This is a genomic window from Mucilaginibacter sp. P4_G9 (assembly GCF_056400985.1).
This window is the reverse complement of record NZ_JBFUKF010000009.1, coordinates 1-20227: the sequence shown is the minus strand read 5'-3', so window position 1 is coordinate 20227 and position 20227 is coordinate 1. Positions and strand designations below refer to the sequence as shown.

The window sequence follows — 20227 nt, the reverse complement described above, 5'->3', positions numbered from 1 at the left end:
TCCAAAAAATCTATTTCCTCTCTCCCCGCATTGTTGAGGCAATTTGCAGCGCTTTATATGCATTTACAATGCCGCCGGTTTTGCTCAGGGTAGTAAAGTCAACCTTCTCGGTTTTGGAGCCGGGTTTGTAAACCATAGTACCGGTTAATGGTGTGGCCGATGCCAGGATAACCTGTTTTAATTGTTTTGAACTTAATGTTGGATAATATTCCAGTACCAAAGCCGCAATACCCGCGGTTATTGGCGATGAAAAGCTTGTGCCATCCTCGGTATTAAATTCGGCATCGGTATCAATAGTAGTTACTTTAACACCAGGTGCAAAAACATCCACCATTTTTTTACCGTAGTTACTAAAATCTCCTGCAAGGTGGTCGCCCAAATGTGAACCCGAAGCGCCAACATTAATCAGGTTATCAGCATCGGTAGCTGATCCGTCAAGAAAAAGATCGTTGGGGTAATCAGTGTCCATATCCATATCGTCGTTATCATTCCCGGCGGCTAATACCAGCAATACATCTTTTGAAGCGGCGTACTTTAAAGCCTCATCAACCCATTCTTTATGCGGCGATATTTTTTTACCAAAACTCATGTTAATGATCTTTGCGCCATTATCTACCGCGTAATGTATGGCATTGGCAACATCCTTATCATACTCATCCCCATTAGGTACAGCTTTAATCGCCATAATCCTTACGTTATCAGCAACGCCGTTTATGCCATAATTATTCCCGCGTACAGCACCAATTAATCCGGCTACCCCTGTACCGTGTGATGCATCAGCAAACTTTAAAAGGTTGTTGCCATAAGGTTTGTGATCCAAGCTATCTACATTATCGCCAACTATTCTTTTGCGCGATTCCAGGTCGGGCGATAGGTTGTTATTGAGCTTCTCCAGGTATTCGCTTAAATCTTTAATAATGGCAGCATTTGTTTTGTTGCCACCCTCCTGCGAAAATATAGTAGCCCATACATATTTGCTTTGGCTTAAGGTATCGTTTGTTGTTTTTATTCTTACAAGGTCGGCTTCTTTAAAAGTACCGTTTGCGCCTATACTAAGCGATTTTTTGATGTATCCGCTGGTTGCCATTAAGGCGTTCATGATGGGCTGTAGCTGTGCAGTTTCTGTCTGCGATTTATTTATCGTAGTATCATAAACGGTTTTAACACGCTGCCAGTAAGCAAATGCTTTTTTATCTGTTGCGGTAGCTTCGGTGATACCAGCATATTTGCCTTTAAGTTTGTTGTACTCGCGTACTTCTTCGGTAGTTTCATTAAAATCTGCTTTACCGCCTGCGCCGCCTAAAAAATTCCAGCCATGTACATCGTCAATATAACCGTTATGGTCATCATCTAAGCCGTTGCCCGGAATTTCTTTTGTATTTACCCATAAAATGCTTTTCAGGTCATTTTGCAGGGTATCCACTCCGCTATCAATGGTGGCTACTACAACAGTTTTGCTTTTTTTACCTTTTACATAAAGATAGGCAGGCTTTAAGCTGATACCGAAGTAACCATCTTCCTTAAGGTCCATTAGTTGCCAATGCCTTGGCGGGTCGGGTTCGGGCTTAGGCATTACCTGCGCCGATACCGGTTGATCAATTGTTAATGCTGCGAATAAAAAAGTGCAGGTAATGTATGAGCGGAAATTAAACATGTATAAATATTAGTAATAAAAATTTTAGAGATCGAACTTGATCCCCTGGGCTAATGGCAACGTTTTTGAATAATTAATAGTATTGGTTTGTCGCCTCATATAAACTTTCCATGCATCAGATCCAGATTCGCGGCCACCGCCGGTTTCCTTTTCGCCGCCAAAAGCGCCGCCTATTTCTGCGCCCGATGTACCGATGTTTACGTTGGCAATTCCACAGTCAGAACCAGCATAGGATAAAAATTGTTCTGCCTCGCGCAAATTATTAGTCATTATGGCCGATGACAGGCCTTGCGGTACACTATTCTGCAAACTGATAGCCTCTTCAAGCGTGGTATATTTAATGAGATAGAGGATAGGCGCAAAGGTTTCGTGCTGTACAATTTTAAAGTGATTTTCTACCTCGGCAATACACGGTTTCACATAGCATCCGGATGCATAAGCATTACCTTCCAGCTTACCGCCTTCAACTATAAATTTGCCGCCTTCGGCCTTGCATTTTTCTATTGAATCCAGGTAAAGCGCCACCGCATCATGATCAATCAGCGGCCCCATGTGGTTATGTTCATCCAGCGGGTTACCTATCCGTATCTGTCCGTAAGCGCTCACCAGTTTTTGTTTAAAAGCTTCGTAAACACTTTCGTGTATAATAAGCCTGCGGGTACTGGTACAACGCTGCCCGGCGGTGCCCACGGCACCAAATACAGCGCCAATGAGTGACATATCCAGGTCGGCATTTTCGCTGATGATGATGGCATTATTGCCGCCCAGCTCCAGCAGGCTTTTGCCTAACCGGGCGCCCACGGCCGCGCTAACTGCCTTGCCCATGCGGGTTGAACCAGTGGCCGAAATGAGTGGTACGCGCGCGTCATTAGCCATCAGCTCGCCAATATTACGATCACCGATGATGAGGTTTGACACTCCCTCTTCAATATTGTTTCTTTTAAAAACCTCCTGCGCAATGTGCTGGCAGGCAATGGCGGTTAAAGGTGTTTTTTCTGATGGTTTCCAGATGCAAACATCGCCGCAAACCCATGCCAGCAGGGCATTCCAGCTCCATACTGCAACCGGGAAGTTAAAGGCCGAAATAATGCCGACAATACCCAGTGGATGATATTGCTCATACATACGGTGCTCCGGTCTTTCTGAGTGCATGGTTAAACCATACAGCTGCCTGCTTAATCCTACCGCGAAATCGGCTATATCTATCATTTCCTGTACTTCGCCCAGGCCTTCCTGCAGACTTTTACCCATTTCATAGGATACCAGTGTACCCAGGTCATGCTTATTGGCACGCAGGGCCTCGCCTATCTGGCGTACAATTTCGCCGCGCTTTGGGGCAGGGGTTTGGCGCCAGGTTTTAAATGCTTTGGCAGCTTGCTCAATTACCTGGTTATAATCGCTTTCGGTAGCAAATTTAACCGATGCTATCTTTTGGCCGTCAACGGGCGATGTAACATTTTTTATGGCTGCATCGCTACTGCTGCCCCAGCTGCTCCCGGTACTAAAAGCATCATTAATATCGTTTATATGTAAACGTTTTAAAATATCGGTAATATCAAGGCTCATAATCGTTACTTTTGTCAAAGGTAAAAATCTTTAAGGCAATTTTTGGTTCACCCGTCCATTGCCGTTTAATTGATTGTCATTAATTATCAAGGCTTTGTAATTAACATCTGTTAAAAATGTGCGAATGTTGAAAACTAAATTGTCGATTGGACGCTTTATTGTCGTATTTTCAACTTAATAAGTCTTTACAAAGCAATTTTATTGTTAACCTAAAGCGGATGTTCTGCAAACAAAATTGAATGGAAGAAGAATTTGAATTTGGTTTTACCGAAGATCCAAAGTTTTCGGTAGAGCGGTACGAGGAGATGATCCGCAATCACGACCAGTACTTTTTTGATGCCCAGGCGTTTGAGAACATTATCGACTATTACATCGAAAAGAATGATCCGGCCAAAGCACTGCAGGTGGCAGAGTACGCACGTAACCAACACCCATTTGCAGCAGTTTTTTTAATTAAACAGGCCCAATTGCTTGTAGTAGGCAACAAAGTTCCCGAGGCCTTTGCCGCTCTTGAAAAGGCAGCTATGCTTGAGGCCTCTGATGCCGATATTTATATTATACGGGGTAACCTGTACGAGAGCATGGAACGGTTTGGTGAAGCTTTGGAAAATTATGAAAAAGCCCTTGGCCTTGCCGAAGAAACAGATGAGATACTACTGCACATTGCCTACGTTTATCAAAACATGGGCGATTACGATACTGCCATAAGCTACCTTAAGCTTTGCCTTAAACAAAATATGGAAAACCAGGATGCCCTGTACGAACTGGCTTTTTGCTATGATGTAATGGACAACCAGCAGGAGAGCGTGCAGTTTTATCAGCAATATATTGATAACGAGCCTTACAGCTACGCGGCATGGTACAACCTTGGTAACGCTTATACTAAGCTAAGTTTGTTTGAGAAAGCAATTGATGCTTATGATTATGCCATCCTGATAAAAGACAGCTTTGCATCAGCCTATTTTAACAAAGGTAACGCATTGGTCAACCTGGAGAAATATGCCGAAGCAATTGAAGTATACCGCCACACCTTTGAGTATGAGCAACCTAATGCTGATACCTATTGCGCTATTGGCGAGTGCTACGAAAAGCTGGAGCAGATGGATGATGCCCGCGCTTTTTATAAAAAATCGGTTAAAATGGATCCTAAACTGGCCGATGCCTGGTTTGGGATAGGTGTTACGCTTGATTTTGAGGAACGTTATTTCGAGGCCCTGCACTTTTACAAAAAAGCGCTCGATCTTGATATTGCCAATGCCGATTATTGGTTTGCCATTGCCGATGCTGAGTATAAGCTGGGCCACATGACCGAAGCTGAACAGGCTTATGAAAAGGTGGTTGAGCTAAACCCCCTGGATATTGATGCCTGGCTTGATTATTCGTCTATATTATACGAACAGCAAAGACTGGTGGGCGCTATCGAGATCATCTCGCAGGCGATAAAAAATAACCCCGAAGCGGCAGAGCTTTATTATAGGATGGTAGCTTACCTGTTTGCCAAGGGCGAATATAATGAGGCACTTAACTACCTGGAAATGGCATTGACATCCGATCCGGAGAAACATTATATCCTGTTTGACTATCTGCCTCAACTACAAAAGAACAAGGTAATAGTTGATATCATTAACAGGTATACCAAGTAGATGTGMAGATTACAGACGATAGCTGCAATGATTTGATATTTAAATAAATGAAAAAGGAGAGGAAAATTAATTTTCCTCTCCTTTTTTTATGACCACCACAGCTGCCTCATGATCGTCATTGCAAGTATCCACCAGCCGAGCTGGAAAAAACAGTAATGACATGTATAGGTACCACAATCACCTCRTGATCGTCATTGCGAGGAGGTACGACGAAGCAATCCCCAAAATACMGAGCGGATTTGCACAGCTACTCTGTAAATCGGGGATTGCTTCGTTCCTCGCAATGACGGGCAAGACGTCCATGTGCAAATACATACTGGCAATCAACAGCTTACAATCATGTCATTATAAGAAGGTACCACTCGCAATGACGCGGGGTTATGTGCTCCATTAGAACCATAAAACATTAATAAATCAAATTTAAACAGCTTCTTAGCTTTTGTTGTTCTTTGTGGTTATTACAATCACGCCGTTTTTGCCTTTATCACCATACAAGGCCGTGGCGCTTTTATCTTTTAAAACGTTGATGCTTTTAATAGTATTTGGATCCATCAGCTTAAGCTGCAGGTCGGTTATGGGGTTGTTGTTGAGCACATACAACGGTTTGGAATCGTTAGTGAAATTATTGCATATAAGCGATTCTTTGTAAGTAGCAGCAGTATCCCGCACGTTACCCATTTTATTTTCTGTTGATTTTGCCGGCTTTTTATCATCGGTAAGTTTAAAGCTGATTGGTATGCTATACTGTACCCTTACTTCTGCATCATCTTGTTTACCGGGAGTCCAATTTGGCGAGAGTTTAAGTACCCTAACCGCTTCTTCATCCAAATCGGCACTAACACTCCTTGAAATTGTTATATTAGATAATGAACCATCGGTTTCTACAACAAACGTACATATCACCCTTCCCTCTATCCCTTTTTCCCTCGCGCTTTTAGGATACCTGATGTTGGTGCTTAAAAATTTGCCAAGCGCCTCAATACCGCCCGGAAAAGCAGGGAGTTCCTGTACCGAGCTGTAAACCTTGTTCGCTGCCGGTGTTTGTGCCGCTTCGTCTAATTTAATGCTATCAACATCTAAAGTGAAACCTATAGGTACAGTATACTGTGTTCGTACTTTTATTCCGTTTTGTACACCGGGTTTCCATTTAGGTGAAAGCTTAAGCACACGAACCGATTCGGCATCTATATCGGCACTAACGCCTCTTAAAATTTTGATGTGCGATAACGAGCCATTATCTTCAACAATAAAGGAACAAATTACCCGGCCTTGTATTTTCTTTTCCCTCGCGTCCTGGGGGTACCTGATGTTAACACCTAAAAACCTCCCGAAACCTTGAACACCTCCCGGAAATTCCGGCAATTCCTCTACCGAAGAAAATACCTTGCCGGTATCAGGCTTATCGCTTGTTTTAATAGCCGTAATCGGTTTATTGTTGCCGGGCAGTACAGCAGAAAGGTCTGTTTGCAACGCCGGTGTTATAAATATTTCCTGCGCCTTATCATTAATTGCTGTAAAGGTTTTACTGTTATTAATAGTTGCCGATGATAAAATAAGCATTAGTATAAATAACGGGGCCGAAAGGCCGTATTTGATAAGCGAGATTCGCTGCGATTTATTTTTTTGCAACATGATAATACGTTGTTTTAACAAACTGTGGTTAAAAAACGGATTTACCAGCCGGTGGGCCGGCGCATTAAATGTTTGCTTCAATAGCAGCAGTGCATAATCGGCTTTACTGGTACCGGCCTGTACAGCCTGCCTATCGGCAATGTATTCGTGAATGTGTTTGATAGAAAACCGGTACAGGTAAACTATTGGATTAAACCAGTTGATGATCATTACCATTTCAATCAACAATACATCGGCCGAATGCCATTGCTGTGCATGTACCTGCTCATGCGCTTCAATTACTGCATTATCGGGATTGCTCTCATCCAGTTTTATTTGCTTGAAAAATGAGTATGGGACGGCTGCCTTGGGCATACGCATCACCTTACGCAGTTTATATAACTGCCAGGTAAGCTTTGCCGATAAAACCAATATTCCGCTTAAATACAAAATGGCCAATATTTCGCCCATATTAATATGCCTGTCGTCTATGGGCTTAAAATGGTACTCCATTACCGGGATGCTATAAATAGTATACTTTACCTGTTGTGTAATAAAAAGGTTTTGCACCCAGTTTGCCTGTATAACCGGTATAATAAACGACAATAGTGCTGCCGTTACCAGGTAAACGCGGTTAAGCTGAAAGAAGGTTTCCTTTCGCAGCAATAAAACATAAAACACATAAAACAGCACCAGGTAAATATTTACCAGTAATAAATATTGCCACCAATTCATAATTACTTGTCTTTAAGTTTTTCAATCAGTTTCATGATCTCATCAGCCTCTTTCAGGTCGATCTTTTCTTTTTTTACAAAAAACGAAAGCATGCGGTTTACAGAATTATCAAAATAGCCGCTCAGCAGTTTATCCGAAGCAAAATCCTGGTATTGGTCTTTACTTACCACCGGATGATATTGATGGCTTTTTCCAAATGCCGTATGCCCCACAAATCCCTTTGTCTCAAGAATCCTGATAATGGTTGATACGGTGTTATAGGCCGGCTTTGGCTCGGGTAATACGTCAATCACATCCTTTACATAGGCCTTTTCCAGTTGCCATAATACCTGCATAATTTGTTCTTCGGCGCGGGTTAATTCTTTAATTTCCATGTGCTTTGTAATAAATTTTATTGATGCTTATTTAAAATCACATCAATTATCCAATTGGTTAAACTAAGGTAAATACTATAAATTAAAATAACAACTAAAAGTTTAGTTTTATTGAAACTAAACTTTTAATCCCCATCTTCGTTAAGCTATTTCATACTAAATTATCAATGAATATAACCTTTCATGGCGCTGCCCGTAACGTTACCGGCAGTAAGCACCTCATCAGCTTAAAGGATGGTACCAGCATATTATTGGATTGCGGTATGTTCCAGGGCATGGGCGAAGAATCTGATGACCTGAACGAACATTTTGGATTCAATCCACAAAAGGTTGATCATATGGTGCTATCCCATGCGCATATTGATCACTGCGGATTAATTCCGCGTTTAGTTGCCCAGGGCTATAAAGGCCCTATTTATTGCACATCGGCTACAATGGATCTGGCGCGAATTCTGCTGATGGATTCAGCGCATATCCAGATGCAGGATGTTGCCTATATCAACAAGCGCCGGGCCCGTAAAGGCCTGCCGTTATTGGAGCCGCTGTATACAGATGAACAGGCGATGGATGCGCTTAGGCTATTTAAAATTGTTGAGTATAAGGAGGAGTTTGAGATTACTCCCCGGGTAAAGCTAAAGTTTACTGATGCAGGCCACATATTGGGCAGCGCTGTGGTGCATTTATCTATATTGGAAGATGGTAAGCCAACCCATATTACTTTTAGCGGTGATGTTGGACGATATGACGACATGCTGTTAAATGATCCGGAGGTATTTGATCAGTCTGATTATATTTTGTTGGAATCAACCTATGGCGATTCGCTGCACAAGGATATCGGGCCTATTGAGGATGCCTTATTGGAGATTATTAAAGAAACCTGCGAGGTTAAGCGGGGTAAAGTGATTATCCCGGCATTTAGTGTTGGGCGAACACAGGAGTTGCTATACGCTTTAAATGCCCTGGAGTTGAGAGGAGTATTGCCGGATCTGCCTTATTTTGTAGATAGTCCGCTATCGGAAAAAGCCACCCAGGTAATTATGGGCCACCCCGAGGTTTATAATAAAGCAGTGAAAGCCGTATTAAAAACCGACCCAAACCCTTTTGGATTTAAAGGACTCCGGTTTATTCAATCAACCGAAGAATCCATTGCCCTGAATGATAACCCAAGCCCCTGTGTTATCATCTCCGCATCGGGCATGGCCGAAGCCGGCCGGGTAAAGCATCATATTAAAAAAAATATCGGCAATAATAAAAACACTATTTTAATGGTAGGTTACTGCGAGCCCAGCTCATTGGGTGGGCGTTTGCTTAACGGGGATATGGAAGTTAATATTTTTGGCGAACCATACACCGTTAATGCCGAAGTAAGGTCCATCAGATCGATGAGCGCCCATGGCGATTATGAGGATCTGCTGCATTTTATGGCATGCCAGGATCCTGAAAAGGTAAAAGGAGTTTTTCTTGTTCACGGCGAGTATGAGGTACAGCAGTATTTTAGCGGAAAACTAAAAGAGAAAGGGTTTAAACATATTGAGATACCCTACCAGCATCAGCGGATAGAATTACAATAAATGGAAAAATTTCTTTTATTTATGGAAAAATTTCTATATTTGTTGTAGAGGATAAAACCAATGGCAAAGGTAAAAAAACAAGCAACCCTTAAAAAATCCCCTGTGATTTATAAGGATTTTGAAAAAGTAAGTTATGTTTCTGATTTTGAAGGCGTATATAATCGTGAGCCAAAATACACAGATGCTATCAGCTTGTTAAACAGGTCAAAAAGTGGCCTGGATGCAAAAACCGCGCTAGATTTTTYATCATTATCGGGTTTTACCCAGGATGAATTCCAGGAAACATTTAAAACCACGGTTAAAACTATTCAAAACCATGTTAACCGCGATTTAAAACTGGATGCCGCCTTAAGCGAAAAACTGCTCAAATCATTTGCGCTATTTGATACCGGCATTGAAATATTCGGCTCGGGCCAGGCATTTCATCAGTGGCTTAATACGCCGGCTTACGGCCTTGGCAACAGGCTGCCTTTTGATATAATGGATACCATAACAGGTATCCAGCTCATCGAAGAAGAGTTGATCCGTATACAATTTGGCGATCTGGCTTAACGATGCTTGTATATCGTATTGCGCTTGCAAAATATTCGGGTAAACTGGTAGCATCGGGTAGGGCCGCCAGGTGGAATCCTAATGATGTGGAGATGATATATACGGCGTCATCGCAGTCATTAGCCTGTCTTGAAAACGTTGTTCACCGTAACCAGGTAAGCCTCAACCTCGCTTTTAATGTAATGACCATTGAGGTGCCGGATACCTTACTGGTCATCAGTATTAAAAAGGAAGACCTGCCGCCAGACTGGCAGGAATATGACCGGATGTTGTTTACTCAAAACCTGGGCAATAAATGGATAGCAGACAAGCGGTCGGCTGTATTAGCAGTTCCATCCTCCATTATTGACGAAGAGGTCAACTACCTGATCAACCCTAAGCATGATGATTTTAAATCCATCCGGCTAATTAAAACAGAACCATTTGTATTTGATAAAAGAATAAAGCAATAAAAAAAGCGATGCTAAAACAACATCGCTTTTTTTATTGAATTTTTCTTTACAATTCTCAATTTTTCCCGTTTTTTCTCTGCTTTTTTTAAATACTTTCCTATCAAATAAGCTAAGATAATTGATAATCAAAGTATTGATTTTTTGTTTTGTTTGTTTCACCCTGAAAAAAGTTTACACTTTTACTGATTAGTCCTGTTGTTAGTTTACACTTTGCTTTTTGCGTTTATGTAAACAGTTGAAAATCAGCCACTATAGTGTTCCAGTCTTGTTTTAAACTTTATCTAAATCATTGACAGTCAAACAGAAAGGTGTTCCACCCGTTCCGCTGCGTTCCACCGTTCCGGTGGAACACTTTAAAAGATACTTAGCGTGCCGGTTGCGGCTTAGGCAATTCTTTACGTGGTATCATTTCGGTACGTTGTGATGTATTATAAACTTTAAAAGATACTTAGCGTGCCGGTTGCGGCTTAGGCAATTCTTTACGTGGTATCATTTCGGTACGTTGTGATGTATTATAAACAAACGAGGCAATAATGGTAGCGGCTTGTTTAAGGTCGTCCTCAATCAGGCGATCGTAAGTATCCTGGTTGCTATGGTGGGTGCGTGAACCATAATCAATAGCATCCTGGATAAACTGGAAGCCAGGAATCCCCACCGCATCAAACGATTGGTGGTCTGTACCGCCTGTGTTGCTGATGGTTACCGTTGTAGCGCCCAAATCTTTAAAGGGCTCCAGCCAGGTTTTAAATATTGGCCCTGCAGCCGAATCGCCTTGCAAATAGATCCCCCTTATTTTACCTGTACCGTTATCTAAATTGTAATATGCCGAAAGCTTTGCCTGCTCGGGCTTTAGCTGCATGGTTTTAGGATCGCCAAAGTGGTTTAACACATAGCCTCGTGAGCCAAATAAGCCCTGCTCCTCTGAACTCCAGAGCGCTATACGAATGGTGCGTTTTGGTTTAAAACCGATAGCTTTTAGTATACGCATAGCCTCCAGCATTACCGCGCTGCCGGCGGCATTATCGGTAGCGCCGGTTCCTGCATGCCATGAATCAAGGTGGCCGCCAAGCATAACAACCTGGTCTTTTAACTTTTTATCGGTGCCGGGTATTTCGCCAACTACGTCATAACCCTGCATATCATCAGTAAAGAACTGTGTTTTTATATCGGCCTCAACCTGTACTGGTTTACCTGCATTTACCAGGCGTAAAATGCGCTGATAATCTTCGCTGCTGGTTTCCAGCTCTGGCGCTACGGCTTTGGCTGTATCGGCGTATGAAGCCCCGTTTGTGGTAAATACAGTGCCATCTGTGCCTCTTCCCTGGCTTAAAACCAAAGCAACCTTTTCCTGTAACAGAAACTCACCTAAAGACGCCCTGAATGCGCGTAGTTTACGCATAGCAGCAAACTGGGGTGAGTTTGGATCAAACGCCCGGCGCTCACGCGCAGGGGCCATAGTTGCCTTTTCCATGGTGGCCAGCTCCTCGTCGGTATAACGGGCTGCATCAGATTTAAAAGTACGTTCGATAAGTGGTTTGGTGTCAAATATCACAACCTTGCCTTGCAGCTTGCCCTTGTATTTTTCCAAATCAATAGCAGAATCGGCTTTTACGACCATAACATCACCTTTGATCAATCCGCCGGTGCCAGGTGTCCAGGCTTTGGGGATAGCTATAATGGCATGATAGTAAGGAACAGTAATAGCGGCATAGTTTTTTTGAACTTCCCAGCCTTTACCAAACTTGCCCCATGGCTCTAATTTGGCGTTTACCATACCCCAGGTTTTCAATTGCTCAACGGCCCAGTTCTGTGCGCGTTTTAATCCCGGAGAATTAGCCAAACGGGGGCCGGATACATCGGTTAGGTAAAAAGCGGTTTCCATCACTTTGGAGTGATTTAAACCCTCCTCACGAATTTTTTGAACTATTGCCGGATCAACAGTTTCCTGTGCAAACAGTTGACCGCTTATGCCCGCAGATAAGAGGCACGAAAAAAGTAGTTTTAGTTTCATAGTTAATAAATAATGAGATCAGTCGATAACAAACCTATTTATTAATCGGCATAAAACCATAACTGTGGCTTAACAAATTTGTCACATGTAAAAGTTTTTGCGGTATATTTGAACTATGAGCGATTTTAGATTAGACCGGACTGCTTTTAAAGCCCAGACAGCTAAAGAAGCCGCCGACCAAACAGGGTATTATAAACAGCTTACCTGGCAGGAAAGACTGCGCATAGCAAACTACCTAAATAGTGTTGCTTATAATTACCCTGAGAATAATCCTCCAAGGATGGATAAAACCGTGTTCAGTATCAGGTCCAGGGAAAAATAGATAGGTAATATTTTCAATCAGGATTTCAGAGATTTTATTGACCAGCTTAATAAAAATGATGTTAAGTATGTGCTGATTGGTGGGTATTCTGTCATTTTACACCGCCACCCCCGAACTACTGGTGACATGACTATTTTGGTTGCAAAAACAGTTGACAATTATGAAAAGTTAAGAACCGCATTTTTGCATTTCGGTATGCCCGTTTTTGATATGACAGAGGAGAAGTTCTTAAATGAAAATATAGAGGTATTTACATTTGGCAGACCTCCGGCGTCTATTGATGTAATGACATCTGCACAGGGAGTTGACTTTGATTCTTGTTATAATAGCGCGATCTATTTTGAGGAAGATGGCTTACTTGTCAGAACTATTCATTTGAATGACCTTATTAGTGCTAAAAAGGCATCGGGCAGATATAAAGACCTTGATGATTTAGATAACTTAACTAAAAGGCATTAAATACGCATTCCATGCCACAAAAAAGCCATACAGTTTTACACTTATGAATATGCCCTGGAAAATGTTCCAATTCAGCATCCAGAATAACAAAAGCAACAGATACCCCGGGCTGGGGTTAATTGATAAGCAATTTATAACCCCGGCCATGCACGTTAATGATCTCTACATTGGGGTCATCCTTTAAATACTTACGAATCTTGCTCAAAAACACATCCATGCTGCGGCCATTAAAATAATTATCATCATGCCAGATATTAAGGAGGGCTTCTTCGCGGGTAAGTACCTCGTTTTTACGCATACATAGCAGGCGAAGTAGTTCGGCCTCTTTAGTTGATAATTTTTGGTTCGATTCGCCTATGGTGATGATCTGCGAGGTATAATCAAACGAATAACGGCCTATTTTGAAGTTGGTTTGTTTTTCTTCTTCAGATTTTTCGGTTCCACCAGTACGTTTAAGGAGAGCATTTATGCGCAGTAACAACTCTTCAATACGGAAAGGTTTGGTGATATAATCATCACCGCCAAGGTTAAAAGCCTGTGTTTTATCCTCTATCATGCTTTTTGCTGTGGCGAAAATGATAGGAACATTAGGATTTATCTTCCTGATATCTTTACCTAAAGTAAAACCATCCTTTTTGGGCATCATTACATCAAGTATCAATAAATCGTACATTTGTTTGGTGAAAGCACGCAGGCCTTCTTCTCCATCCTTGCACAAAACAACATCGAACTTACCTTTCAGCTGCAGGTAATCCTGCAACAGCAAACCCAAATTGGCATCATCCTCAACCAGTAGTATTTTCTTCATGTTTTTTGCCCGGAAGTCCGATAGTCGGAAGGTCCGGAAGATTTTATTTCAATTATTTACTTCCGGGTTTTATTGTCTCCCGGACTTTCCGACTCCTTACGCCAACGCAAATTTCAATTCAAATTCCGATCCTTTTTCCTTTTCAGATCTTACGCTTATGGTACCATTCAAGCGTTTAACTATGGTGTTTACATAGCTTAAGCCAAGGCCGAAACCTTTTACATCGTGAAGGTTTCCTGTTGGAATGCGATAAAACTGCTCAAATATCTTTGTCTGCTGATCGCGGCTCATCCCAATACCTTTATCAGCAACTTTTATAACAACCTGCCCGTTCCGGTTAATTGTGCTGATGGTAATTTCGGGATGGTCAATGCTATATTTTATGGCATTGTCAATAAGGTTATACAGCACGTTTGAAAAATGCAGCTCATCAGCTATGATAACGGCATGCTCTGCATCCATCTCAAGTGTTGTTTTGGCATTGCATTTATGCAGTTTAAGCGTCATGCTATCCAATACAACGGCTATCATATCATTTACATCAAGCGGTTTTTTGTCGAGCTTAAAATCATTCTTTTCTATGCGGGCAATATTAAGCACTCTTTCTATATGGCTTCCTAAACGTTCGTTTTCTTCAAAAATTATGTTGGCAAGGCGCGATACCCGGCTTTGGTCGTTTGTAATTTCGGTATCTTTTAAAGCCTCGCTTGCTATCATGATGGTTGATACAGGGGTTTTAAACTCGTGGGTCATGTTGTTGATGAAGTCTATTTTCATCTCCGATACCTTTTTTTGTTTTAGGATAGAAAATATAGTGTACCCGAAGCAAAATATAAGCACCAGCAACAAACCACCTGTGGTGCCCATTGTAGCGGTCATATGGCTTAATATGRGCGAGTTTTTTTGAGGGAATGTAAGCTTTATTTTGCCTGGATCATTGATCACATCCTTACTAAAAATAGGCGTTTGGTAGGTATTTGCAGCTATAAATACGGGCTTGTTACCTTCCAGGTCATTGGCGCTTGAAAATATAAGTGAGTCATTATTGGCCGTTGAAACTTCATAACTAAAAGGCAGGTACACTCCTTTATTATGGAGTTCGAACCGGAGTAAGGAATCAATCCAAAATCGACTTAAGCGTTTGGTTAGCGGCTGCCCGGATTTTCGATAATCTTCTGCCAGGTTTTCGATAACGCTAATTTTGCTATTATTTAAATTTTGGAGGGAATCGGTCTCCAGCATTTTTTTGATCTGGTAAACTTGCTTTTCCTTTTGTTTGCGTCTTTGCTCGCGCTCCCAAAGGGGGTTGGGTATAAGTTGCAGTGTCAACTGCTTGCCTATCATTGGGTCCTGGTAAAAATACCTTAGCGTATCATATTTATGTAGCTTTTTGGGTATTTTAATTTTTGTTATGCGTGTTCTTACAGCTTGCGGGGTAAACCTTATATGCACAACCCCAAATTCATCTGTTTGCTCTTCAACGCTGAAATCAATAGTACCCTCCTGCATTAATAAATTGCTCAACTCATCATCCAGCTTTTTGTGCATGATCATTCGTTCAAGGCTATCACGCAAAAGGGCAATCCGTCGTTGTTTATAAGTTGCCTTCTTCTTTGAGTTTAAGTCGTATGCCTTGTTTGAATTACTTTTAACTATTTTAATTCCCCCTTCATCTACCTCCGTATCTTTATTTTGAGCTCTTGAACTTAAAAAATTATTGGCATCCTGTTTGGTTACTTTTGATACCACGTTATTGAGCGCCTCGTTAACAGAACGGTCAAATAGTTCGGATTGCATTTGGTACGATTGCCTTAAAAAGTACAATTGCATGGCCATTACACCTAAAAGTGCAAGTCCCATTAATCCAATAATCAATCCTATGCTTCGTTTCTTCATTTGTTAACAAACAAAATTATTTTAAATAACMCAACAAACGGGGGCATTTAACAAAATTTAACAATTGTTAATATACAATAACGATTTGAAGAATAGGGTATTGCTGTTTGACAGGTAACAAAAAAAGCCCCTTTAATAAAAGGAGCTTTTAAATATCTAATGTGCAACCCGATTAAAACGGCAGGTCGTCATCATCACTTGATGAACTGATATCAGCTGCCGGCGCTGCATATTCTGGGGTTGAGGCGGCACCTGCACCCGACAAAACGTTAATTTTCCATAACTGCAATGAGTTGAAATAGCTTTTCTTGCCTGTTTTATCAGTCCATGGACGGCCTTTCAGGTTAAAGAAAACTTCAACGTCGTCACCAATTTTTACGTTGTCCATTAACGCGCAACGATCCTGTATGGCTTCAAACTTTAAATATTCGGGATACTGTGGATTCTCAACATACTCAATTATCAGTTCACGCTTTTTTAGTGACTCTGTTACCTGCTGTGTTGGCGACACCTCATGTACTTTACCTTTAACTTCCATAATCTTAAAAAATTTAAAATGTAAAGTTAATGCTTAGGAAATTAAAATAGGGGCTTTTTAATTCATAAATTCGCAAAATATTATGCAAGTTTTCCACAACGAGAGTAAAATAATAATTACCTGTAATAAAAGGCTGTCGGGCTACCTTCAACAGGAAGTAGAAGAATTGGGCTATACGCCAACCCGCGTTTTTCAAACCGGGGTTGAGCTTAAGGGCACAGTAACTGATACTATAGCCCTTAATTTAAACCTGCGCTGCGCAAGCCAGGTGCTTTACCTTATAAAAAGCTTTAAGGCCGATGATCCTAAGCAGCTATATGACGAACTGGTAACCATTGAATGGGAGAAATTAATAGATTTTAGCGGCTATTTTTCTGTAACATCAAACGTTAATAACGAGCATATACTTACGCCTTTGTTTGCCAATGTGAAAGTAAAGGATGCTATTGTTGACAGAATTAAATCTGTGAAAGACATCAGGCCAAATTCTGGCTCGGAGGCAAATAAGACGCTGGTACACCTTTACTGGCAGGATAGTGATGCGGATATTTTTATGGATACATCGGGCGAAACACTTGCCAAGCATAGTTACCGTAAAATACCGGGCAAGGCTCCTATGCTGGAAGCTTTAGCCACATCAACCATTATGGCCACCAATTGGGATAGGAAGAGTACTTTCATTAACCCCATGTGCGGATCTGGTACACTGGCTATTGAAGCAGCCTTACTGGCTACTGATAAACATCCGGGCCTATTTAGGATGAACTACGGTTTTATGCATATTATGGGTTATGACGAGACCGTTTTTTTTGCCGAACGCCGTAAATTAAAAGATAAGGCGAAAAAAGAAACCGGCTTTAAAATTATAGCTACAGATATATCTGAAGACGCGATTGATATAGCACAAAAAAATGCAAAAACAGCTGGTGTAGAACATTTGATTGATTTTGCTGTTTGTGACTTCGAAGACACTGAAGTGCCCGGGGATGCTGGTGTTGTAATGTTTAACCCGGAATACGGTGAACGTTTAGGCGTACACAGCAAACTGGAGGTTACCTACAAAAGAATGGGTGATTTCCTGAAAAAGAAATGCCTGGGGTACAGGGGATATGTTTTTACCGGTAATCCCGACCTGGCGAAAAAGATAGGTTTGCGCCCATCAAGAAGAATAGAATTTTACAATGGTAAACTGGATTGCCGCTTATTTGAATATGAGCTGTATGAAGGAAGCAAAAGAGAACCCAAAGAAGAATAACCAAAAAAAGAATAAATGAAAAAGATCATATTAATTGTCGCCGCCGTTTTATCGTCAGTTTATAGTATGGCTCAAACAGAGCAGGTATTCCCTTTCCAGGGAGGAGCCCCGGTAATGACCTCCTTTTTCAGGGATAGCCTGAAAGTATCGCCCGAGATAGTTAGCAAGAAGGCAACCGGAACAGCCGTTTTTAAATTTACTGCTGATGAAAAGGGTGCTATTAAAAGAATTGTTGTTTATTATGCCGATGATTACATATTAACTACTCCGGTTATTGAAGCGCTTAAAAAATCCAATCATAAATGGATCATTCCCGATCATGAGAAAGCACATGATTTTGTGATCCCGTTTTCGATAGGATTTAATCAGCCGCCTATCCCAAGTAAAGCTTTGTTCAAAGAGGTTTATGAATTTTATGCTAAACGCAGGCCTATCTTATCAACTAACCAGGTGCCTATGGATAATGCTACCTTGCTGCCAACAGTGGTTATMAATTACGATTTAGGTAAATAAAAACTACCCGAAAAGCTCGCTGCTTAAATACCGGTCACCGCGATCACAGCAGATAAATACAATTACGCCTTCTTTTAATTCAGCAGCTAATTTTATGGCTGCTGATAAGGCGCCGCCACTGCTCATGCCGGCAAATACACCTTCAACCTTAGCCAGTTTACGGGTCATTTGGGTAGCCTCTTCTTCTGAGATATCCATCACCCTGTCAACTCTTGAAGCGTCAAATATTTTTGGCAGGTAAGCAGCCGGCCACCTGCGGATTCCCGGGATAGATGAGCCTTCAGTAGGTTGGCAGCCCACTATCTGTATACTGGGGTTTTGTTTTTTAAGGTATATGGAGCAGCCCATAATGGTGCCTGTTGTACCCATTGCGCTTACAAAATGGGTTATTTTGCCTTTGGTGTCCCGCCAAATTTCGGGCCCGGTAGTTTTAACATGAGCTCCGTAATTATCTGGATTTCCAAACTGGTTTACTAAGTAGAATTCACCCGTAGCTGCTTTTTCTTCGGCATAATCACGGCAAAGTTCAATGCCCTCCAGCAAGGTTACTTTGGCTCCAAACGCCTCCATGGTAAGCGTACGCTCGCGAGTGGAATTTGATGGCATTACCAGCTCAATTTCCAGGTCAAACAGGCGGGCTATCATGGCCAGTGCAATACCGGTATTGCCGCTGGTAGCTTCAATAAGCTTAGTGCCCGGCTTAATATCGCCACGTTCAATAGCGCTGCGGATCATGTTGAGCGATGCACGGTCCTTAACACTGCCGCCGGGATTATTGCCCTCCAGCTTGGCAAATATTTGTACGTTGGGATTAGGGTTTAGCTTTTTTATTTCAACCATAGGCGTATTGCCTATCAGATCAATCAGTGCAGCCATAATTTGTTTTTGTTGTAGGAGACGTAATTTATTTATTTTCTCCAAAGATCCGCCTGCTTAACTTTTTAAGTATGCGGATGTTTGGTGTGTGGTATACCCTTGAGTTAGGGGGAAGGCTTTTGGTAAGCCAAACATTGCCCCCAATTATACTATTATTGCCAATAACCGTTTCACCACCCAGTATAGTAGCGCCCGAGTATATAACTACATTATCCTCAACCGTAGGATGGCGTTTGGTGAATGCCATACTTTTATCAACACTTAAGGCGCCAAGGGTAACACCCTGATATAATTTTACGTGTGAGCCGATACTGCAACTTTCGCCTATGACAATGCCTGTACCATGATCTATATAAAAATACTCGCCAATAACAGCTGCAGGGTGTATATCAATACCCGTTTTGGAGTGGCCATATTCGGTTAATATCCTCGGGATTAAGGGAACATCGCTTACATATAAACGATGCGCCAGCCGGTATAGCGAAATGGCAAAAAAGCCTGGATAGGTTCTGATAACCTCAAACTCGCTGCGTGCAGCCGGGTCTCCATTAAATATGGCCTGAATATCTGTGTTGAGTACCTGGTAAAGTTGTGGCAGTTGTTCAAAAAAATCAGCAGCACGCTTCTTATTATCACAATCGCCGCAGGCTTTTGTGGCCTCCATGATACTGTAAAGTTCGGCTTCCAGTAAAACAAACTCTGCCTTCAACTCATCAACGGTTGCAAACATTTTTGCGGTTTGTTCGGGGTACAATAAATGAATGACCCGTAGCGCCCACCTGGTAATTTCCTTATTTGAAGGCACATACTCAAGTTTTTGCTGCTTGTTAAAAATTTGCTGATAAAACTCCTGGCTCATGTTTTATGACTGGGTTGCTTACGATAAACAACTATTTATATTGCAAGTTTATGGAAAAGAATCTTGTTTATATGTAAAAAGGCCTACTTAATTGATGGATATAATAATACAGGAATACTATTAATACCGAAATGGTAACAATTATTATATATTCTTCTAAACCATTCAAATTATTTCAAGTCTTTGGTTTTGGTACGGCTAATACGCTATATTTACAGTAACCAATTACTAAAACGAAAAACAATGACTACCAGACGCTCATTTCTCAAAACTTCGGCAGTGTTTACAGCCGGGCTTTTAGCAGCGCCCCGCTTATTTGCTTATGACAAAAAACAGATAGGCTTGCAGCTTTATACAGTACGCGATGCTATGGCAAAAGACCCAATAGCAGCATTGGCTAAAGTAGCCAAATTAGGTTTTACCTCTGTTGAGGGGGCTACTTATACAGGCTCCCAATTATTTTATGGCATGAACGCTAAAGGATTTTTAAGCGTTTTAAACCAGGAAGGCCTGATCATGCCAAGTGCGCATT

At 41.6% G+C, this 20227-nt stretch carries 19 protein-coding genes; 9 read left to right on the top strand and 10 right to left on the bottom strand.

Annotated features, from left to right (window positions below; all coding sequences use genetic code 11):
* Positions 1-10: 10 nt before the first annotated feature.
* Together AC1DPZ_RS02140 and amaB are read right to left on the bottom strand one after the other, a co-directional pair.
* Positions 11-1654, bottom strand: coding sequence for a S8 family serine peptidase (locus tag AC1DPZ_RS02140; RefSeq protein ID WP_477400919.1), 1644 nt, complete (start codon positions 1652-1654; stop codon positions 11-13).
* 24 nt (positions 1655-1678) lie between these two features.
* Positions 1679-3220: an L-piperidine-6-carboxylate dehydrogenase gene (gene amaB / locus AC1DPZ_RS02135; protein ID WP_477400918.1), complete on the bottom strand. Its 1542-nt coding sequence runs from the start codon at positions 3218-3220 to the stop codon at positions 1679-1681.
* A gap of 239 nt (positions 3221-3459) precedes the next feature.
* On the opposite strand from amaB, the gene AC1DPZ_RS02130 reads away from it, so the two are divergent.
* Positions 3460-4863, top strand: a complete 1404-nt coding sequence (locus tag AC1DPZ_RS02130) for a tetratricopeptide repeat protein (protein WP_477400916.1) — start codon at positions 3460-3462, stop codon at positions 4861-4863.
* Between the two features lie 432 nt (positions 4864-5295).
* Here the strand turns inward: AC1DPZ_RS02130 and AC1DPZ_RS02125 are convergent, their stop codons facing one another.
* Both AC1DPZ_RS02125 and AC1DPZ_RS02120 read right to left on the bottom strand, forming a co-directional pair.
* Positions 5296-7209 carry a TonB family protein gene (locus AC1DPZ_RS02125; protein ID WP_477400915.1) on the bottom strand — a complete coding sequence of 638 codons (1914 nt, stop codon included), beginning with the start codon at positions 7207-7209 and terminating at the stop codon, positions 5296-5298.
* A 2-nt stretch (positions 7210-7211) separates the two neighbouring features.
* A complete protein-coding gene (locus AC1DPZ_RS02120; RefSeq protein WP_477400913.1) occupies positions 7212-7583 on the bottom strand; it encodes a BlaI/MecI/CopY family transcriptional regulator in 372 nt (123 codons plus the stop codon).
* Positions 7584-7750: 167 nt separating this feature from the next.
* Between AC1DPZ_RS02120 and AC1DPZ_RS02115 the strand changes: the two genes are divergently transcribed.
* From AC1DPZ_RS02115 to AC1DPZ_RS02105, 3 genes are read left to right on the top strand one after another with little or no spacing between them, the layout of a single operon-like run.
* A complete protein-coding gene (locus AC1DPZ_RS02115) occupies positions 7751-9154 on the top strand; it encodes an MBL fold metallo-hydrolase RNA specificity domain-containing protein (RefSeq protein ID WP_477400911.1) in 1404 nt (467 codons plus the stop codon).
* Between the two features lie 60 nt (positions 9155-9214).
* A complete protein-coding gene (gene parS / locus AC1DPZ_RS02110) occupies positions 9215-9706 on the top strand; it encodes a type II RES/Xre toxin-antitoxin system antitoxin (RefSeq protein WP_477400910.1) in 492 nt (163 codons plus the stop codon).
* 2 nt (positions 9707-9708) lie between these two features.
* Positions 9709-10158, top strand: coding sequence for an RES family NAD+ phosphorylase (locus AC1DPZ_RS02105; RefSeq protein WP_477400909.1), 450 nt, complete (start codon positions 9709-9711; stop codon positions 10156-10158).
* A 448-nt stretch (positions 10159-10606) separates the two neighbouring features.
* Here the strand turns inward: AC1DPZ_RS02105 and AC1DPZ_RS02100 are convergent, their stop codons facing one another.
* Complete coding sequence (locus AC1DPZ_RS02100; RefSeq protein WP_477400907.1) at positions 10607-12169, bottom strand: M28 family metallopeptidase; 1563 nt, start codon at positions 12167-12169, stop codon at positions 10607-10609.
* A gap of 115 nt (positions 12170-12284) precedes the next feature.
* Between AC1DPZ_RS02100 and AC1DPZ_RS02095 the strand changes: the two genes are divergently transcribed.
* Both AC1DPZ_RS02095 and AC1DPZ_RS02090 read left to right on the top strand, forming a co-directional pair.
* On the top strand, positions 12285-12491 hold the full coding sequence (locus AC1DPZ_RS02095; RefSeq protein WP_477400906.1) for a hypothetical protein: 207 nt from the start codon (positions 12285-12287) through the stop codon (positions 12489-12491).
* Positions 12492-12950: a DUF6036 family nucleotidyltransferase gene (locus AC1DPZ_RS02090; RefSeq protein ID WP_477400955.1), complete on the top strand. Its 459-nt coding sequence runs from the start codon at positions 12492-12494 to the stop codon at positions 12948-12950.
* A gap of 115 nt (positions 12951-13065) precedes the next feature.
* Here AC1DPZ_RS02090 and AC1DPZ_RS02085 read toward each other — a convergent pair whose 3' ends face one another.
* The 3 genes from AC1DPZ_RS02085 to AC1DPZ_RS02075 form a co-directional block, all read right to left on the bottom strand.
* Positions 13066-13758, bottom strand: coding sequence for a response regulator transcription factor (locus AC1DPZ_RS02085; RefSeq protein WP_477400905.1), 693 nt, complete (start codon positions 13756-13758; stop codon positions 13066-13068).
* 96 nt (positions 13759-13854) lie between these two features.
* Entirely contained in the window at positions 13855-15654 is a 1800-nt protein-coding gene (locus tag AC1DPZ_RS02080; protein ID WP_477400903.1) for a sensor histidine kinase, read from the bottom strand.
* A 172-nt stretch (positions 15655-15826) separates the two neighbouring features.
* Positions 15827-16192, bottom strand: a complete 366-nt coding sequence (locus AC1DPZ_RS02075; RefSeq protein WP_477400901.1) for a DUF3127 domain-containing protein — start codon at positions 16190-16192, stop codon at positions 15827-15829.
* A gap of 82 nt (positions 16193-16274) precedes the next feature.
* On the opposite strand from AC1DPZ_RS02075, the gene AC1DPZ_RS02070 reads away from it, so the two are divergent.
* Together AC1DPZ_RS02070 and AC1DPZ_RS02065 are read left to right on the top strand one after the other, a co-directional pair.
* Positions 16275-17447, top strand: a complete 1173-nt coding sequence (locus AC1DPZ_RS02070) for a THUMP domain-containing class I SAM-dependent RNA methyltransferase (RefSeq protein ID WP_477400900.1) — start codon at positions 16275-16277, stop codon at positions 17445-17447.
* Between the two features lie 15 nt (positions 17448-17462).
* Positions 17463-17960, top strand: a complete 498-nt coding sequence (locus AC1DPZ_RS02065; RefSeq protein ID WP_477400899.1) for a hypothetical protein — start codon at positions 17463-17465, stop codon at positions 17958-17960.
* 3 nt (positions 17961-17963) lie between these two features.
* Here the strand turns inward: AC1DPZ_RS02065 and cysM are convergent, their stop codons facing one another.
* Both cysM and epsC read right to left on the bottom strand, forming a co-directional pair.
* The gene (gene cysM, locus AC1DPZ_RS02060; RefSeq protein ID WP_477400898.1) at positions 17964-18836 is read right to left on the bottom strand and encodes a cysteine synthase CysM; all 873 of its coding nucleotides are present in this window, start codon (positions 18834-18836) and stop codon (positions 17964-17966) included.
* A gap of 28 nt (positions 18837-18864) precedes the next feature.
* Positions 18865-19695 (bottom strand): serine O-acetyltransferase EpsC, encoded by an 831-nt coding sequence (gene epsC / locus AC1DPZ_RS02055; protein ID WP_477400896.1) that lies wholly within the window; start codon positions 19693-19695, stop codon positions 18865-18867.
* A gap of 243 nt (positions 19696-19938) precedes the next feature.
* Between epsC and AC1DPZ_RS02050 the strand changes: the two genes are divergently transcribed.
* Positions 19939-20227: twin-arginine translocation signal domain-containing protein (locus AC1DPZ_RS02050; RefSeq protein WP_477400895.1), on the top strand; the 289-nt coding region annotated here is incomplete at its 3' end.

Coding starts and splice junctions, on each gene's coding strand:
- AC1DPZ_RS02085 (WP_477400905.1), bottom strand. CDS start 13,758: ATGAAGAAAATACTACTGGTTGAGGATGATGCCAATTTGGGTTTGCTG.
- AC1DPZ_RS02095 (WP_477400906.1), top strand. CDS start 12,285: ATGAGCGATTTTAGATTAGACCGGACTGCTTTTAAAGCCCAGACAGCT.
- AC1DPZ_RS02130 (WP_477400916.1), top strand. CDS start 3,460: ATGGAAGAAGAATTTGAATTTGGTTTTACCGAAGATCCAAAGTTTTCG.
- cysM (WP_477400898.1), bottom strand. CDS start 18,836: ATGGCTGCACTGATTGATCTGATAGGCAATACGCCTATGGTTGAAATA.
- AC1DPZ_RS02120 (WP_477400913.1), bottom strand. CDS start 7,583: ATGGAAATTAAAGAATTAACCCGCGCCGAAGAACAAATTATGCAGGTA.
- AC1DPZ_RS02100 (WP_477400907.1), bottom strand. CDS start 12,169: ATGAAACTAAAACTACTTTTTTCGTGCCTCTTATCTGCGGGCATAAGC.
- amaB (WP_477400918.1), bottom strand. CDS start 3,220: ATGAGCCTTGATATTACCGATATTTTAAAACGTTTACATATAAACGAT.
- AC1DPZ_RS02075 (WP_477400901.1), bottom strand. CDS start 16,192: ATGGAAGTTAAAGGTAAAGTACATGAGGTGTCGCCAACACAGCAGGTA.
- AC1DPZ_RS02070 (WP_477400900.1), top strand. CDS start 16,275: ATGCAAGTTTTCCACAACGAGAGTAAAATAATAATTACCTGTAATAAA.
- AC1DPZ_RS02140 (WP_477400919.1), bottom strand. CDS start 1,654: ATGTTTAATTTCCGCTCATACATTACCTGCACTTTTTTATTCGCAGCA.
- epsC (WP_477400896.1), bottom strand. CDS start 19,695: ATGAGCCAGGAGTTTTATCAGCAAATTTTTAACAAGCAGCAAAAACTT.
- AC1DPZ_RS02115 (WP_477400911.1), top strand. CDS start 7,751: ATGAATATAACCTTTCATGGCGCTGCCCGTAACGTTACCGGCAGTAAG.
- AC1DPZ_RS02105 (WP_477400909.1), top strand. CDS start 9,709: ATGCTTGTATATCGTATTGCGCTTGCAAAATATTCGGGTAAACTGGTA.
- AC1DPZ_RS02125 (WP_477400915.1), bottom strand. CDS start 7,209: ATGAATTGGTGGCAATATTTATTACTGGTAAATATTTACCTGGTGCTG.